This is a genomic window from Actinoplanes sp. SE50/110 (assembly GCF_900119315.1).
Classification (GTDB): Bacteria; Actinomycetota; Actinomycetes; order Mycobacteriales; family Micromonosporaceae; genus Actinoplanes.
This window is the reverse complement of the sequence record NZ_LT827010.1, coordinates 2,431,568-2,446,849: the sequence shown is the minus strand read 5'-3', so window position 1 is coordinate 2,446,849 and position 15,282 is coordinate 2,431,568. Positions and strand designations below refer to the sequence as shown.

Genomic DNA, 15,282 nt, shown 5'->3' with positions numbered 1-15,282 from the left:
CGGTCATCAACAGGGCCGCCCCCAGCGCGGCACCGATCCGGCGCGGGCGTACGGACATGTTGTCGGCGCTCTGCATGAGTGGTCCACTCCCCCTCCGTGGACGCCATGATCAGCATCCGGGCGGGGTTCACTATCCACCGTCCAGCCCCGACGGTCGCCACCCTGGATCTTCGACACACCCACCGCGCGGGACCTTCCAGCCCCCCGGGTGACCAGTCGACATGCCCGGCCCGCCCGCTCGTTAACCGGCGGTCACCACCACCAGCACCGCCGCCGGCCCCGCTCCGCCCGCATCCGCCCCGCCTTCCACGAACACCGGCGCCGGCCCCGCTCCGCCCGCATCCGCCCCGCCTTCCACGAACACCGGCGCCGGCCCCACTCCGCCCGCATCCGCCCCGCCTTCCACGAACACCGGCGCCGGCCCCACTCCGCCCGCATCCGCCCCGCCTTCCACGAGCACCGGCGCCGGCCCGCGGCTCACCGAGGCCGGCCTCGCCGCCCGGCCACACCAGGATCAACAGCAGAATGGACCGGCGTCCGCCATTCCCTCTCACCGAGCCCGGGTGCCGGGGCGGATTCCAACGGTCAGCGATGCCAGCGCAGGGGTCCAGGGTGGACAGTCCACCAGATTTTCCGCCACCATGACTGCCGCTCGCGCAGCGCCGCCGCATATGCCAGCACCTGCGCCCCGGCCCGGTCCGCCTGCCCGGCGGCGGCCGCCCCGGGCGCGAACCCGACCGTGTTCACCGCATCCACCAGCGCATCCAACGGCGGAAGCGGCGGAAGCGGCGGCTGCGCGCCCGCGTCGCCCACCTCCACCGACTCCGCGGCCTGAGCGGGTGAAGGCACCGACGAAGGGGAGGACGAGCCGGCCGCGGTCGCCGAAGCCGAGGCCGACGAGGCCGAGGCCGACGACGCCGAGGTGGAAGCCGCGACCGACCACGCCGAGGTGGAAGCCGCGACCGACGACGCCGAGGTGGAGGCCGACGACAAGCTCGGCCCCACCGGGGACGCCGAGGGTGAGCGCGACGCCGACGAAGCCGGCGCGGCCGACATGGAGGACGGGCGGGACGGGGCGACGGGGGTGGCGCGGCGCAGCAGAGCGGTGCGGCGCGCGGCGGGCGGCGCCGCCGCGTACGCCGCCATCTCGGTGGCCGAAAGATGACCCGGCACCGGTTGCCCGGCCAGCCGCAACGCGTCGGTGAACTCCCGCCACGCCCCGGTGATCCGCTGGTCGGGACTGCCCTTCCCGAGCCGCCGCAGCCGCAGCCCCCGCCGCAGTCGCATCACGGTCAGCCCGGCCGCCATCAGCACCAGCAGCACCGACCCGGACGCCGCGCCGGCCACCACGGGGCCGGACAGCCCGCCGCCGGGCCGCACCGCCGCGGCCGCCGCCGGTGTCGACGGCGGCGCGCTGCCGGTCGACGTGTCGGTCTGCGGCGGTGTCGTCGGCGGCGTGGTCGGTTTCGGCGTGAAGTCCTCCTCCACCGGTCTCGGGTCGTCGCTGGTCGGCATCGGGTCGAAGGGCACCCAGCCGAGCCCGTCGAAGAGCACTTCGGGCCAGGCGATCGCATCCCCGCCGGTGACCTGGCCGCCCTTGGCGGGCGCGTCGAAGCCGACCACCACGCGGCTGGGCAGCCCGGTCAGGCGGGCGAGCAGCGCGAACGACGCCGCGAACTGTTCGGAGGTGCCCTCCTGGCCGCCCCGTCCGCGCGGCCCGAACAGGAAGTACGCCAGGTTCGGGTAGGCGTGCCCGCTCGGCGCGTCCGGAGTCTCCCGGTAGTGCCCGGCGAGGAACTGTTCGATCGCACTGGCCCGGTCGAACGCCCCGCCGTTGCCGTCCGCGAGGTGTTCGGCGAGTTTCTGGATCGGGTCGGGCACCCCGTCGCCGACGGTCAGGTAGCGCACCACGGCGTCGCCGGCCGGCGCCTCGGCGGTCGGCAGCAGGTTCAGGTCGGGGGTCGGCACCTCGGACGTGGCGGTGTAGGTCAGCCCGCTGGTCAGCCCCTCCGGCCGGATCATCGTGCCGGTGCCGGCGTCGAACGCGACCCGCGCCCCGGAGAGTTCGGCCGGGGTGGCCACCGCGGGCAGCAGCCGCCCGGTCAGCCCGGCGATGGTGATCCGCTGCCGCAGCTCGGTGACGTCGGTGCCGGGCGGACGGGTCGACTCGGGCAGCACCCGGCCGGCGTTGCGGTAGAGCGCGCCGACCTTCCAGGTCACCCCGTCGTAGTCGGAGAGGACCGCGAGCCGCACCCGCACCGTGGTCGCCCTACCGGCCGGCGGGCTGGCCGGTTGATACGTGAAAAGCTGCTGTCCCGGGGCGAGCATCCAGCCGGAGATCCGGTTGAGCGGGCTCTCGTCGAGGCTGTCCACCTGGGGTGGTTCGACGTAGCGGCGCGGGTCGACCGGGTCGCCGCCGACCTGACCGCTGATCCACGGGCCGACGACCGCGGCCAGGCCGACGACCGCGACCAGGCCCACGGCGGCGGCGCCGAGCGACCGCGCACGCACGGCGGCGGGCAGATCGGCGGCGGCCGGATCGCGGTCCACGGACACCGCGAGCGCGGCCACCACCAGGGCGACCACGCCGAGGGTGGGTGCCACGGCCGGGCCGGCGTTCGGCCCGACCACGTACAGGGCACCCGCGTACAGGCACATCGGGGTGAGCGTGCCCAGCAGCACGCGCCGCGCCCGCACGCCGACCTCGACCGCGGCCATCCCGGCGAGCCACGTGGCCACGACCGGCACGACCACGGTGTCCGGTGTGGACTCCACCGGAATCAGGGCGGTAAGCAGCCGCGGGATGCCGTTCACCAGGGCGTCCCGGACGATCGACGGGAACGGGGTGGTCAGTCCGGCATGCCCGGCGGCGAGTTTCAGCGCGAGCGCCGTGTAGGTGGCCAGCAGCACCGCGGAGACCGGCGCGGCGCTCCAGGACGGCAGCCGGCGGGTGGCCACCCCGGCCCCGATCGAGCCGATCGCGGCGCCGGCGACCAGCCGGAACAGCAGGTCGTCGGCGTAGATCCGGCCGAGCGTCAGCCCGGCCAGCGCAAGCATCCCGGCCAGCGCGAGCGGCACCACGACGAGACGCGGCCATCTCACCATCCGCGTACACCGTCCCAGGCCGCGGCGAACTCGGCGCCGTCGGCGGCCTCGATCACGATCAGGCGGTCGCCGGCCGGGACCGGCGCCGCGTCGCGGTCGCCGAGGATCGCGGCGAGGATCACGGGGTACGTGCCCTTGAGCGAGCTGACGGCGCCGAGGTCGGTCCGGCCGCCCGGTCCGGTCAGGAAGACCAGGGTGTCGCCGAGGCGCTGGGCGCGCATCCGCCGGACCGTCGCCGTCAGATCGCCGGGGCGGGGCTGCACCTCGGTCAGCACGTCCAGGTACGGCCCGGTCGCCACGGTGGTGACCAGGTGCAGGCCGACCGGGAGGTCCTCGCGGACGGCGGCCGCGACGATCGACGCGGCCGCCTCGCAGGCCGACTCGAACGCCTCCGGATCGGGGTAGGCGGTGTCCCGGTCGTCGAGCAGCACTACGATCGTCGGCTCGGCCGTGTCCAGCTGCTCGCGGACCATCAGCTCGCCGACCTTGGCGGAGCTGCGCCAGTGCACCCGGCGCAGCTCGTCGCCGATCACGTATTCGCGCAGCGCGTCGAAGGTGATCGTGCCCTGCGGCACCTTGTCGATCCGGCCGTCGAGGCTGCGGGCCATCCCGGCCGGGGTGGCCCGCAGCAGGTGGATCCGCGGATGCACCCAGACGGTGGCCACCTCGCCGTACGTCCGGGCCAGCCGGACCAGGCCGAGCGGGTCGCCGCGGGTGATCCGCAGCGGGCCGATCGGGACGATGCCGCGGCGCCCGGTCGGCACCGGGTACTCCGCGGTGGTGTCGGCGCCGGGAAGCAGGCGCAGCAGCGGAACCGGGACGCTCGTGCCGCCGCACCGGTCGGTGGCGATCATGCTGGCCGCCCGGAACCGGCTGGTGTTGCCGACCGTGAGCCGCATCCGGGCGGCGTCGCCGCGGGCCACCCGGTCGGGCTCGGCGACCCGGTGCACGCGGAGCCGGGGCCGCCAGAAGGCGAAGGCGAGCGCGCCCGCGGCGGCGACCAGGCCGGCCGCGCCGAGCAGGGCGAGATCCGGATAGTGGTAGCCGAAGCCCGCGGCGAGCAGGACCGCCGCCGCGGCCAGCAGGCCGATGCCGCGAGCGGTCACGCGCTGGCCGGGAGCGGGACGTGCACCGTGTTCACCGCGTCGGCGAGCACGTCGGTGGCGGTGACACCGCGCAGCTGGGCGTCGGCGGACAGCAGCACGCGGTGGGCGAACACCGGCTCGACCAGGGCTTTCAGGTCCTCGGGGAGCACGTAGCCGCGGCCGTTGATCAGGGCGTAGGCGCACGCGGCGCGGGTCAGGGCGATCACCCCGCGCGGGCTGACACCGACCCGGACCTGCGGGTGGTTGCGGGTCGCGGCGGCCAGACGCACGGCGTACGCGTACAGCGGGTCGGCGACGTGGACCTGCAGCGCCATTTTGACCATCTCGCCGATCGTGCCGGTGTCGGTGACCGGTTCCAGTGCGTCCGGCGACCGGCCCGCCGCGCCGCGCAGCACCTCGATCTCGACGTCCTCGTCCGGGTAACCGACCGACAGTTTGACCAGGAACCGGTCGAGCTGCGCCTCGGGGAGACGGTAGGTGCCGTCCATCTCGACCGGGTTCTGGGTGGCGACCACCAGGAACGGCCGCGGCACCGGGTGCGGGTGGCCGTCGACCGTCACCCGGCGCTCCTCCATCACCTCGAGCAGCGCGGACTGCGTCTTCGGCGAGGCGCGGTTGATCTCGTCGGCGATCACGATGTTGGCGAACACCGGGCCGGGGTGGAACTCGAAGGCCCGGCTCGCCTGGTTGAAGATCGTCACGCCGGAGACGTCGGAGGGCAGCAGGTCGGGGGTGAACTGGATGCGCCGCCACTGCCCGCGGATGGATGCAGCGACGGCGCGCGCCAGGGTGGTCTTGCCCACCCCGGGCACGTCCTCCAGCAGCACGTGCCCCTGGGCGAACAGCGCGGTCAGGGCCAGCCGGACCACCTCCGGCTTGCCCAGCACGACCGTGCCGATCCGCTCGGCGAGCTGCCCGGCCACCTGGGCGAAGCCGGACACGTACGACGGGGGCAGCGGTTCGGAAGTCACCAGTCGGTCCTCATCTAGCAGTTCGGCAGGTTGCCCAGGTCGTCGCCGCCGTCCAGGTTCAGCCAGGCCCAGGGGATGTACGTCTTCCCCTTGTAGTCGATCTGGATCCACCAGGTGCTGCGCTTGTTGTTGTTGTAGACGAACGCATACACCTCCTCGCCCGACTTCTTGCAGTACGTCTTCAACCGGGTCCCGTTCGGCACCCATCCGGCCTGTTGCGCGTCGTTCTGCCTGGTGACCGTGAAGATCTCGTTGCCGTTGCGGCCGTCGACGTCGGCGTTGCAGTACGTCTTCTGGTCGCCGGTGGAACCGTTGATGCAGGTGGCCGTCCCGTACAGGTCGGCGGTGGCCTTGGTGGCCTGCTTGGTGACCGTGCCGGCCGCGTTCTTCACCGTCACCGTGAACGTGTAGTCGGTGCCCGGCTTCAACCCGCTCGCCTTGAGGCTGCTGCAGCTGCCGCCGGAGCCGGTGCCGCCGGACACCGCGAGGGAGCAGGCCGCGGTGCCGCCACCGGCGTTCACGCTGAACCCGACGGTCGCCGCGTTGAACGTGGTGGTGGTGCCGGTGATGGTGACCGTCGGGGCGGCGACCGTGCGGGCGGTGGCCGACGCCGGATCGCCCGGGCCGGCCTCGTTGACCGCGACCACCTGCACGGCGACCGTCTCGCCGGCGCCGAACCCGGTGAGCGTGGCCGCAGTGCCGTCGGCGACGTCGGTGCTCCGGCCGCCGGCGGTCACCACGTACCTACTGATCGGGCGGCCGTTGTCGGCCGGGGCGGCCCAGGTGACCCGGATCGCGCCGGGCTGGTCGGCGACGGTGGCGGCGTCCAGGTTGTCCGGCTTGCCGGGCTTGCTGAACGGCACCACGCTGTTGCTGATCGCCGACGACTTCGACCCGGCGCCGTGCTCGTTGACCGAGACGACGGTGAACGCGTACTGCTTGCCGAAGTCGAGCTGACCGGCCGGGATGCTGATCGAGGTGTCCTTGGCGTCACCGACCGGGGCGGTGCCACCCTCGGAGACCGCGGTCACCGTGTACCGGTCGATGGCCAGGCCCTGCCCGTTCGCCGCGGGCCAGGTCACGGTCACCGAGCCGTCGGGTTTCGCCGCGGCCTGCGGGGTGCCCGGCGGGTCGGGCACCTCCGAGGTCGGCTTCACCGGGTTGCTGGAGCGGTCCGGCCCGTCGCCCTTGGCGTTGACCGCGTGCACCTGGAAGGTGTACGTCTCGCCGTTGGTCAGGCCGGTCACCGTGTAGGCCCGCTGCTCGGCGCCAACGGTGAAAGTCTGGTTGTTGCCGCTCACCACGTACTTCGCGATGGCGGCGCCGTTGTCCGGCGCGGCCTGCCAGGTGACCCGGGCCTCGGCGTTGCCGGCCGCGGCCCGCACGTTGCGCGGCGCGCCCGGCTTGGTGACCGCCGGCTTGACCGGCTTCTTCCGTGGCGGGGTCGGCGGGGTGGTCACCTTCGGCGGGGTGCCGCCGGGGACGTCGTCGGCATACTTGTCGACCGGGCGGACGCCGTGCTGGTTGTCGACCACCTGGGCGATCGACGAACCGGGGGCGTTGATGAACAGGTAGCCCTCCCGCACGTCGAGCTCCAGCGAGCCGCCCGGATGCTGGAAGACGATCGGTTTCTGCTCCTGGCCGGCCTGGTCGAAGACGTGCACCGTGCCGCCGTCGGCATCCGCGACGTAGTAGAAGCCCTCCCAGGAGACGGCGGGCTGCAACTGCGACTGCGTGCCGCCCCCGCGCACGGTGAACGTGGCCTTGATCCCGCCCCGCGGGTCCACCCCGACCACCTGGCGGGTGTCCGGCACGGTCACCGCGACCGTGCCGCCGTCGGTGTGCGCGGCCAGCGTGCCCGGCCCGGTCAGTGGCAGCGTCGCGTGCGTGGTCGGCGTGTCACCGACCCGGACCAGCTCGTTCGTCGTGCGGTCGAGGACCGCGACGCCGTCGTCCAGAGTGGTCACCTTGAAGTCGTGGCTGGCGCCGCCGACCGTCTCGGTCCGCACCCGCTGCGCCTGGGCGGCGGTGCCGGCGCCGGCCCGCGGCGCCGGGGTGATCTCGATGACGGTGCCCTCGCTGGGCGCCACCACCCACAGCCGGCCCCGGCCGTCGAACTGCCCGCCGGTGATCCCCGGCGGCAGGGTGATCGGCTGCCCGATGCCCTGCAGGCTGGCCGGGTCGACCTGCTGCACCCTGCCCTGCACCGAATCCACGATGAAGGCGGTGTCGTTGTGCAGTGCCACACTCACGCCGACGCCCGGCGCGGCCCGCTGATTCCAGTACGTCTGCAGGTCGGTGAGGTCCATCGAGCCGATCGCGCCGGTGTTGACATCCCGCAGGATCACGAAGCGGTCACTCTGGGTTACTTCCAACCCGTGCCCGCGCGCCTGACCCACATCCACCCGGGTGTCGATCCTGGCGGTCACCCCGTTGACCCGGGACATCTCGCCCTTGGCCCGGCTCCACACCCAGGAGGCGGCGTCGAAGCTGGCCACCGCCTTGTCGGCCTGCCCGAGGCCGAGCACCGTCAGCCCGAGGCCACCGGCCAGCGCCAGCACCGTACCCATCGTGACCAGGTAGCCACGACTCGGTAACCGGCGCTTGGACGCGCCGTCTGCGCTGCTCACCGCGGGTGTCCTCCCCGTTCGCGAAGGTGTGCGTGTCAAGGACGCTGGCCATCATAGGGGGATCGCGGCGGGCGTCGATACCCAGCGTTCCCGCCTGTGGACAACGAGCTAGATCATTTCTTGCCGCGCTCGGTGCACACCTGTGGCGAACTGGCGAACTTGTCGGTCGCATAAACGGCCACCACCGCGAAGCAGTAGTCAAGTGACGCATTCAGCCCGTCGATCCACCGGGTGGTCACCCCGGGCCCCACCGTGCTGACCGGTTTCAACTGCTCACCCGGGTGCGCCATGGTCACCATGAAACTCACCGAGGCGTTCGACGGGTCGGTCCAGCCGACCAGGATCCTGGTACCCCGATCGGCCAGCTTCACATTGCCCGGCGGCGCGCCGGTCAGCGTCGGCGCACCCGGCTGACCATGGTCGTCGTCACCCTTGCGGGTCTGCTGCGCCAGGGTGAAAACCATCGCGCCCACGGCGACGACCGCCGCGATGGTCGCGGCGATCACCGCGAACAGGGCCATCCCCCGCTTGCGGTTTCCCCCACTGTCGTACGCCGTGACCTCCGCCGCCGCGCCCCCCGTCACCGGCGTAGCCGGGCCGCCCTGCCACACGCCGTCCGCACCCTGGTGATAGACCCCGCCGCCCGGCATCTGCGCCGGATACACCCCGGGTTGCACGGCCCGCTGCGGAAACGCCTCCAGCGCCCCCGCTTCCCACTGCCCCGCCTCGCGCTGAGCCTCCCGCTGCCCCGCCTCGCGCTGAGCCTCGCGCTGCCCCGCCTCGCGCTGCCCCGCCTCGCGCTGCCCGGCCCCGCTCTGCCCCGCGTCCCATGGTGTCGGCTCGGGCAGGGCGATCTCCTGCTGGTAGCCGCTCGAAGGCACGTCCGGCCGGGCGGAGCCGCCCTGCGGGCCGGCCTCTTGCGGGTGGCCGGTCGCCGGCCACACGGCCTGCGCGGCCTGCTGATCCGGCCGCTGGACCGGAGGCAGCGGGGCCGGGACGTGCTGGATCTCCGGCTGGCCACTCCACGGCGTAGGGCCACCGGCCTGCTCCGGCCAGCCGTTGAAATCCGGCCAGGCGGTGAGGTTTTCACTTCCCCCGGGACCGGCACCATCCCGCGCCGCCCGATGGGCCGCCTCCGTCTCGCGCGCTGCCTGCCGCGCCGCTTCCCGAGCAGCCGCTTCCCGAGCAGCCGCCTCCCGAGCAGCCGCCTCCCGAGCAGCCGTTTCCTGGGCAGCGGCCTCGCGCGCTGCCTGTCGGGCGGCCTCCTGCGCCGCCGCCTCCTGGGCAGCCGACTGCCGCGCTGCCTCTTGCGCCGCAGCTTCCTGCGCAGCTCCCGCCCGGGCCGCCTGCCGCGCCGCTTCCCGTGCCGCAGGGTCCTTCTCCGGCGCCGGGGCATTGTCGTACGCCGACTCAAGCGTCGTTTGTTGCGCCACGTGCGAGGACGTCCTCTGGCGGGGCGGCGCATCCGACGAGGTCGACAGGGTCGGAAGCGCCTTCGTGGACTCGTCGATCGCCGGAACGTGGGCCCACGGTGAGCCCTTCATCACCCGGTCCGATGCCGGCGACGCCGACCGGTCCGGACCCGATACGCCGGGCGCGACCGATTCCGATCGGCTTTCACGGGAGGGCTCCGGGCGTACGGGCACAGCGTTGTGAGCCGGAACCGGACCGCTCACCGTGATCGGATTCGGACGCGCCGCCTGCGGCGCCGGCGGGTCGGCGAGCGGCATGACGATCGGGTCCTGCCGCTGCACGACCACGGCGTCCTGCGAACCCCGGTGATAGAGCGCCGGAGCGTCCTGCGCGCTCGTTGCCCCGGCGACACCGAACACGCCGGGTTCCAGTTCCCGGAACGGCGTCTCCACAGGCCCAGCGGGCTCCGCACCGCTTTGCGGAACCGGCTCCCACGGCGACCCCGAGCGGCCCTGGGTCCGTCCCGTCCCGCGCGTTTCCGGCACCGCATCGTCCTGCCGCGGCTGAGCGCCCTGCACAGACGGCGTACCCGGGGCAGCCTCGATTCCGGGCGTCAACGGCGCCACCGGCGGAGGCGCCAGCGTGTCTCCCCGGTCCCGTTGCGGCGGCGGCACGCTGAAAGCGCTCGGCGGGGGCGGCAGCACGCTGGCGACATCGGGTGACGACGCGGGACCGTCGGCGCCGGGCGGGGGCGGAAAACCGAGTGCGCTCGGCGGCGGAAGCAGGCCGAACGGACGCGGTGGCGCGGGCGCCACGGAAATCGCAGGCGATTGCTGACCGGCAGCCTGCGGCTCTCGCTGCGCCGGGATCGACGGCGGCACAGCTGCCGCGCCCGGCGCGCCGGCCCCGCCGGGCGCGCTGCTGTCGACGCTGTGGCCGGAGGCGGGCCGGCTCCGGACGGTGTCGTCCGGGCCCGCCTGACTCGGGGCAGCCTGGTGACTCGATGCCGGTCGGTTCGGGGCGGCTCGGCCGACGGCGTCCTGGTGACTCGAAGCCGGGGGCCGGCCTGCCGGGGCGGTCGACCAGGGGTTGCCCTGGTGGGGGATGACCGGCCACGTCGCGGTCGGCTGCGCAGCCGCGGACGGGTCGTCCCGCACCGCCGGCCCAGGCGGGGCGACGGGTGCGGGCGGGTCGTCCCGCACCGCCGGCCCGGGCGGGGCGACGGGTGCGGGCGGAAGGGTCAGGCCGCTCCGAGGCATCCGGTGGGCGGGCTCGAGACGTACCGGCGCAGTCGGAACCTGATCGAGATAGGCCTGCGCACGGGTCACCGCCCAGTGGCCGGCCCCGAGCATCATCGGCCCGAACCCGGCCACCCTCCCGAACGCCTCCCGCGCCGCCGCCCGATTCCCCAGCTCGTCGGCGACCACCCCGAGGTCGTAGGAGATCTGCAGCATGAGCGGATCGTCATCCCCGAGGCTGAACTGCCCCGCCGCATACGCCCCTTCGAGAACCCGCCGCGCCTCCGCCGCATCCCCGGCCTGATGCCGCACCGACGCCAGCTCCCGCTGCGTCGCCAACACATCCGGATCATCACCGCTGAGCGTCGCCTGACCGATTTCAATGGCACGTTCCAGCAGCGTGGCCGCCCCCGCGAGATCACCAGCGGCAACCAGCGAGTGCGCCCGTTCCAGGGCCGGAGTCAGCGGGGAGGGGTGGGACACCCCGCCATGCTGCCCGCTGTTCCCCCGCAAAACCAGGCCGCACCCCATTCCATGCCCGTATGCCCCGCATTGTCCACTCCCCCACCCCACCTGCAGCCCGCCCGCGGGACCGTGTACTGTTCTCACCTGTCAGGCCGACAGGGCGACCGAGACCCAGGTGACAACCGGGGTGCGGGGAGCCGCTAGGCTTGACGGGCAGGTCCGGGTGGCGGAATGGCAGACGCGCTAGCTTGAGGTGCTAGTGCCCGCAAGGGCATGGGGGTTCAAGTCCCCCTCCGGACACGTTAAACCCCATACAGGTTTACTCGCGTTGTACGCGGTACCTGGTGGGGTTTTCGGCTTTCTGCCCCTCTCCTTCTGAGGCCGCCGCAAGCATCATCCTGCGGCTACGGCGGCGAGGCTCCGCCAACGGCAACGCCAGTTGTACCGGCTCCCGCCGCACGGCCACCACCGGCTCGCCCGCTCGATCGCCGGGCCGGGGCTGAACAACAGCTGATGGGAGCGCGAAGTCGGGCTCGTCCACGGCAGCAGCCTCGATCGCCACGGTCCCTAGTCCGCACACCACGACCAGGTCGTACGCCCGCAGATACGTCCCCAAATCCTCGGCATCCTGCAGATCCGCAAGCTCCAGGTGCTGACCGGCCAGCGTGGCGAACACCCTCGCCTCGGCCCAGAACACCCACTTCGGCCCAGCCACGTCCGTAGGATGCGCGGTGGTGTGCCCGTGCCGACACCGATACCCCGGCTTCTTATTCATCCAATGCGCGACCAGCCGGCGCCCGCACACCGCGCACAGCAGCCGCCCGGTCAGCGCATACCGGCGGCTACTCCCGTCCACCGGCTCCAGCACCGCGCTCGTCTGCTGCACCCGCAGGAAATCGGCATCCGACACCAGCGCCGGATGTGTCCGCTCCTGCGAGGTCTCCCACTCCTCACGCGGGTTCCACACCCGCACCGGCCCCAGACTCGACCGTTTGTCCCCGGGCCGGGCCTCCCGATGATCAGTGAACTGCCGATTCCACACCTGCCGACCGGTGTACCGCGCATTCGCCAGGATCGCCGCGACCGTCCGCACGGTCCACAACGTCGCCTGCCGATGCCGGTTACGCGCCCGGTCATAGGCCCCGGGCGAGAGCACACCACGCTCGTTCAAACTCCGGGCGATCGCCGCCACGCTCCATCCCTGCAACCGCTTCGCGAACATCCACCGCACCTGCGGGCCCGTCACCGGCTCCACCTCGAACCGGAACACCTGCCGGCCCCTGCGCGTGCCGCTTCTTCGGATGCGAACCCACCGCCACCAGCCGATACCCGTACGGCGGTCGCCCACCCATCGACCGGCCCTGGTCACGAACCTGCACCGCCATCGCCGCCCGGGTACGAGTCCGGTTACGCAACACCTCCCGCTGCGACTGATAACCCAAGGCCCGTAACAACGCCCGATGCTCAACATCGGTCAGATCAACGGGCCCCTCCACCTCCGGCAACCACACCTGCACCCCGTAGGCATTCAGCTCCGCAATGATCGGCCTCGCCTGGCTCCCAGAGAACGCCCGCTCGAACTCGGCCACCACCACCGCATCGAACCGCCGGTCCGGACGCGCCGCCTCCGCCAGCAACGCAGCCGCCTGCGGCCGATCCCGCCACGGCGCACTGCGCGACACGCCGACATCGAAATACTCGGCCACGATCCGGCCCCGCCCCGCGATCAACCAGCCGACCGCCTCCCGCTGCCACGCCCGCGACGACACCGGATCCTGCCGATCATCCGTCGACATCCGGCCCAGAAACACGAACGCGATCCCCGCCGACGCCGCTGCCGGCACCGGCGACCGTCCACGCTGTCGCCGGGCCGGTCCGGCGGTCCGCGCCCACGCGTCAAACGGACCAGCAGACGACGATGTGAAAGGCGACGGCATGTCGATCACCGCGATTCCGAAACGAGCCGTATTGCACGTCTACCACCACGGCAACCGGGGAACAATCGCCCTCACCAGCGACAACAGCGCAGTTGATTCGGAATAGAATAGGAGGTTTGTCCCACCGTCATCGTTTGCAGGGACGATCGGTTCACCAATTCGGCTTCAGCCCGGGTGGGTTCCGCAATACAAACCTGGCCGGTTGGCCGACGATCTGCTCGGCTGGCGCCCAGTGGCGGGAAGAATTGTCCCGTCCACCGGGAAGCCGAAGTCAAGGCCGCGGTCTTGCCAACGGCACGACCGAGCCCAGGACCGTAATAGGGCTTATCGTCGCCGACCCGGCTGATCGGGATGAGCGTGCCGTCGAAGATCGTGTAGGCGAGCAGCCGGATGCACAGCTTGCGCTGCCCCGCTGCGCAAGCGTGGGCGTCGAGGGGTAAGAAGGAGCAGTGAGCATCTCGGAACCTGATCAGGACGGCCCTCGAGTGACGTCGTCGCTGCGGGAGGAGCCCGATTATCGGGCCGCGGCCACCGCCTTCGAACACTTGCCGGTGATTGTGTCGATGTGGGAGGGAGCCGAGCTGCGCGGTGTAGCCGGGAATCGCCTTTTCCGCGCGAGTATCCGCGACCGCCCGTTCCTCGGCCTGCCGCTGCGCGAGGCGCTGCCGGAGCTGGCCGGCCAAGAGGTGTTCGAGACGTACGAGCGCGTCCTCAGCACGGGTGTTGCGGAGGCCGTCCGAGAATGGCGGATGCTCCACGAGGTCGACGGCCGCACCATCGAGGAGTTCTACACCACGCATTTCACTCCTGTGCCGGACGACACCGGCACGGTGCGCGGGGTCCTGCAGACGGGTGAGGACGTGACGGCGCAAGTGCTGCGCCGCCGGGAGGCCGAGGCCAAGGCCGCGGTCTCTCAAGAGCGGTATCTGGCTGCGCAGGAGGTGGTGCTCGCGTTGCAGAGCAACCTGCTGCCGGCCACCCTGCCGGTGTTACCCGCCATTGACCTGGCAGCGCAGTATGCCGTCGCTGCGGCCGAGCTCCAGGCCGGCGGCGACTGGTTCGACGCCGTCCCGCTGCCCGACGGGCGCGTCGCCCTCGTCGTCGGCGATGTCGTCGGGCACGGAGCCCCGGCGGCAGCGGCCATGGCCCAGCTACGCCCGGTGCTGCGCGAGGCGCTGCGCTCCGGCGTAGACCCGGTGGGGGCCGTCGACCGCCTCGACGCCCACGCGAGCGAGACTCCGGCCACTCGCGCGGCGACCGTCTGCCTCGTCGTTCTGGACCCCTCGGACGGTGCCCTGACCCTGGTGTCGCGGGCGCACCCCGCGCCGCTGGTCTGCGCTCCGGACGGCGACACTCGATACCTCGAGGGCGGGGGCGGCGGCCCGCTCGGGGTCGGTGCCGGCCGGTCCCGCGCGAGCGTGCATCGGCTGAAGCCGGGAGAGACGGTGCTGTTGTACTCGGACGGTGTGGTGGAACGCCCGGGTGAACCGGCCGCCGAGGGCGCAGCCCGGCTCGCTCGTATCGCCGGCGGCGCCGTGACCACGCGCAGCGACGCCGTGCCGGAACGCACCACCGACCGGTTGTGCGCTTTGATCGTCGAGCGTGTCACCCGCGGCGGCTACGTCGACGATGTCACGGTCCTGGCGGCGCAGCGCCTCGTCGAGCCTGTCGCGCCGCTGGTCCTGGACGTGCCGGCCGAGCAGCAGGCCCTGGCTGGGCTACGGGATGCCCTCACGGCGTGGCTCACGGCACTCGGGGCGCGCCGCAAGGACCTGCTGGCCGTTCCCCTGGCGGCGTGGGAGGCAGCCAGCAACGTCGTCGACCACGCCTACTCAGGGAGCCGCACCGGACGGCTGCGCCTTGACGCCTCGGTCGACAGCGGCGGGCGGCTGCGGCTGCAGGTCGCCGACGACGGACGCTGGCGCGAGCGGACGGCGTCGTCGGGCGGGCGCGGTCTCCCGCTGCTCCGCTTGCTCACCGACGAGGTGACGATAGAGCGCCGGGACGACGGCACCACCGTGACCATGCTGTGCACGCTCGGGCACCCCACCGTCATCGGTCTCACGGCATCCACCCCCACGCTCGTCGAGCAGGAGCCGTTCGACGTCGTGCCCGTCCGGCGCGATCCGACGGTGCTCAGCGTCCGGGGACCCATCGACGCGAGCACGACCGCCCTCCTGCGCACCGGCACCCTCCGCCACGGCGCGGGGCTTGAGGGGCCAGTGGTGCTGGACCTCGAGCAGGTGACGTTCCTCGCCTCTGCCGGGGTGCAACTCCTGCACGAGCTGACGCATGACGGCAGAGTCGAGCTCGCCGCCCCCGTGGGCAGCCTCGCTCGCCATGTCCTCGACCTGACCGGGCTCTCGGCGCTGTCGTCCGAATAGCCTGCACCCCTGGGGAGAATCACCGAGCATCGC

8 protein-coding genes, 1 tRNA gene and 1 pseudogene are annotated in these 15,282 nt (G+C 72.7%); 2 read left to right on the top strand and 8 right to left on the bottom strand.

What is annotated here, in order from left to right:
- Nucleotides 1–585 precede the first annotated feature (585 nt).
- From ACSP50_RS10895 to ACSP50_RS45020, 6 genes and pseudogenes are all read right to left on the bottom strand, one after another.
- Entirely contained in the window at nucleotides 586–3,105 is a 2,520-nt protein-coding gene (locus ACSP50_RS10895; protein ID WP_014689236.1) for a transglutaminase domain-containing protein, read from the bottom strand.
- A complete protein-coding gene (locus ACSP50_RS10890) occupies nucleotides 3,099–4,211 on the bottom strand; it encodes a DUF58 domain-containing protein (RefSeq protein ID WP_014689235.1) in 1,113 nt (370 codons plus the stop codon). Before ACSP50_RS10890 ends, ACSP50_RS10895 begins: the two co-directional genes overlap by 7 nt.
- Nucleotides 4,208–5,185, bottom strand: a complete 978-nt coding sequence (locus ACSP50_RS10885) for a MoxR family ATPase (protein ID WP_043513928.1) — start codon at nucleotides 5,183–5,185, stop codon at nucleotides 4,208–4,210. Before ACSP50_RS10885 ends, ACSP50_RS10890 begins: the two co-directional genes overlap by 4 nt.
- Before the next feature lie 11 nt (nucleotides 5,186–5,196).
- The gene (locus tag ACSP50_RS10880) at nucleotides 5,197–7,752 is read right to left on the bottom strand and encodes a fibronectin type III domain-containing protein (RefSeq protein ID WP_080127776.1); all 2,556 of its coding nucleotides are present in this window, start codon (nucleotides 7,750–7,752) and stop codon (nucleotides 5,197–5,199) included.
- Between the two features lie 173 nt (nucleotides 7,753–7,925).
- Nucleotides 7,926–9,677, bottom strand: a complete 1,752-nt coding sequence (locus tag ACSP50_RS43830) for a hypothetical protein (RefSeq protein ID WP_231956901.1) — start codon at nucleotides 9,675–9,677, stop codon at nucleotides 7,926–7,928.
- A gap of 981 nt (nucleotides 9,678–10,658) precedes the next feature.
- Nucleotides 10,659–10,994 (bottom strand): annotated as a pseudogene (locus tag ACSP50_RS45020) (tetratricopeptide repeat protein); the annotation flags it as partial.
- A gap of 151 nt (nucleotides 10,995–11,145) precedes the next feature.
- Here ACSP50_RS45020 and ACSP50_RS10870 point away from each other — a divergent pair.
- Nucleotides 11,146–11,228: transfer RNA gene (locus ACSP50_RS10870), tRNA-Leu, on the top strand.
- A 19-nt stretch (nucleotides 11,229–11,247) separates the two neighbouring features.
- On the opposite strand, the gene ACSP50_RS10865 is transcribed toward ACSP50_RS10870, so the two are convergent.
- The gene (locus tag ACSP50_RS10865) at nucleotides 11,248–12,120 is read right to left on the bottom strand and encodes a recombinase family protein (RefSeq protein WP_231956900.1); all 873 of its coding nucleotides are present in this window, start codon (nucleotides 12,118–12,120) and stop codon (nucleotides 11,248–11,250) included.
- Entirely contained in the window at nucleotides 12,062–12,739 is a 678-nt protein-coding gene (locus ACSP50_RS10860; protein ID WP_157432772.1) for a recombinase family protein, read from the bottom strand. Before ACSP50_RS10860 ends, ACSP50_RS10865 begins: the two co-directional genes overlap by 59 nt.
- Nucleotides 12,740–13,314: 575 nt before the next feature.
- Between ACSP50_RS10860 and ACSP50_RS10855 the strand changes: the two genes are divergently transcribed.
- Nucleotides 13,315–15,249, top strand: coding sequence for a SpoIIE family protein phosphatase (locus ACSP50_RS10855; protein WP_172898745.1), 1,935 nt, complete (start codon nucleotides 13,315–13,317; stop codon nucleotides 15,247–15,249).
- The last annotated feature ends 33 nt before the right edge of the window (nucleotides 15,250–15,282 follow it).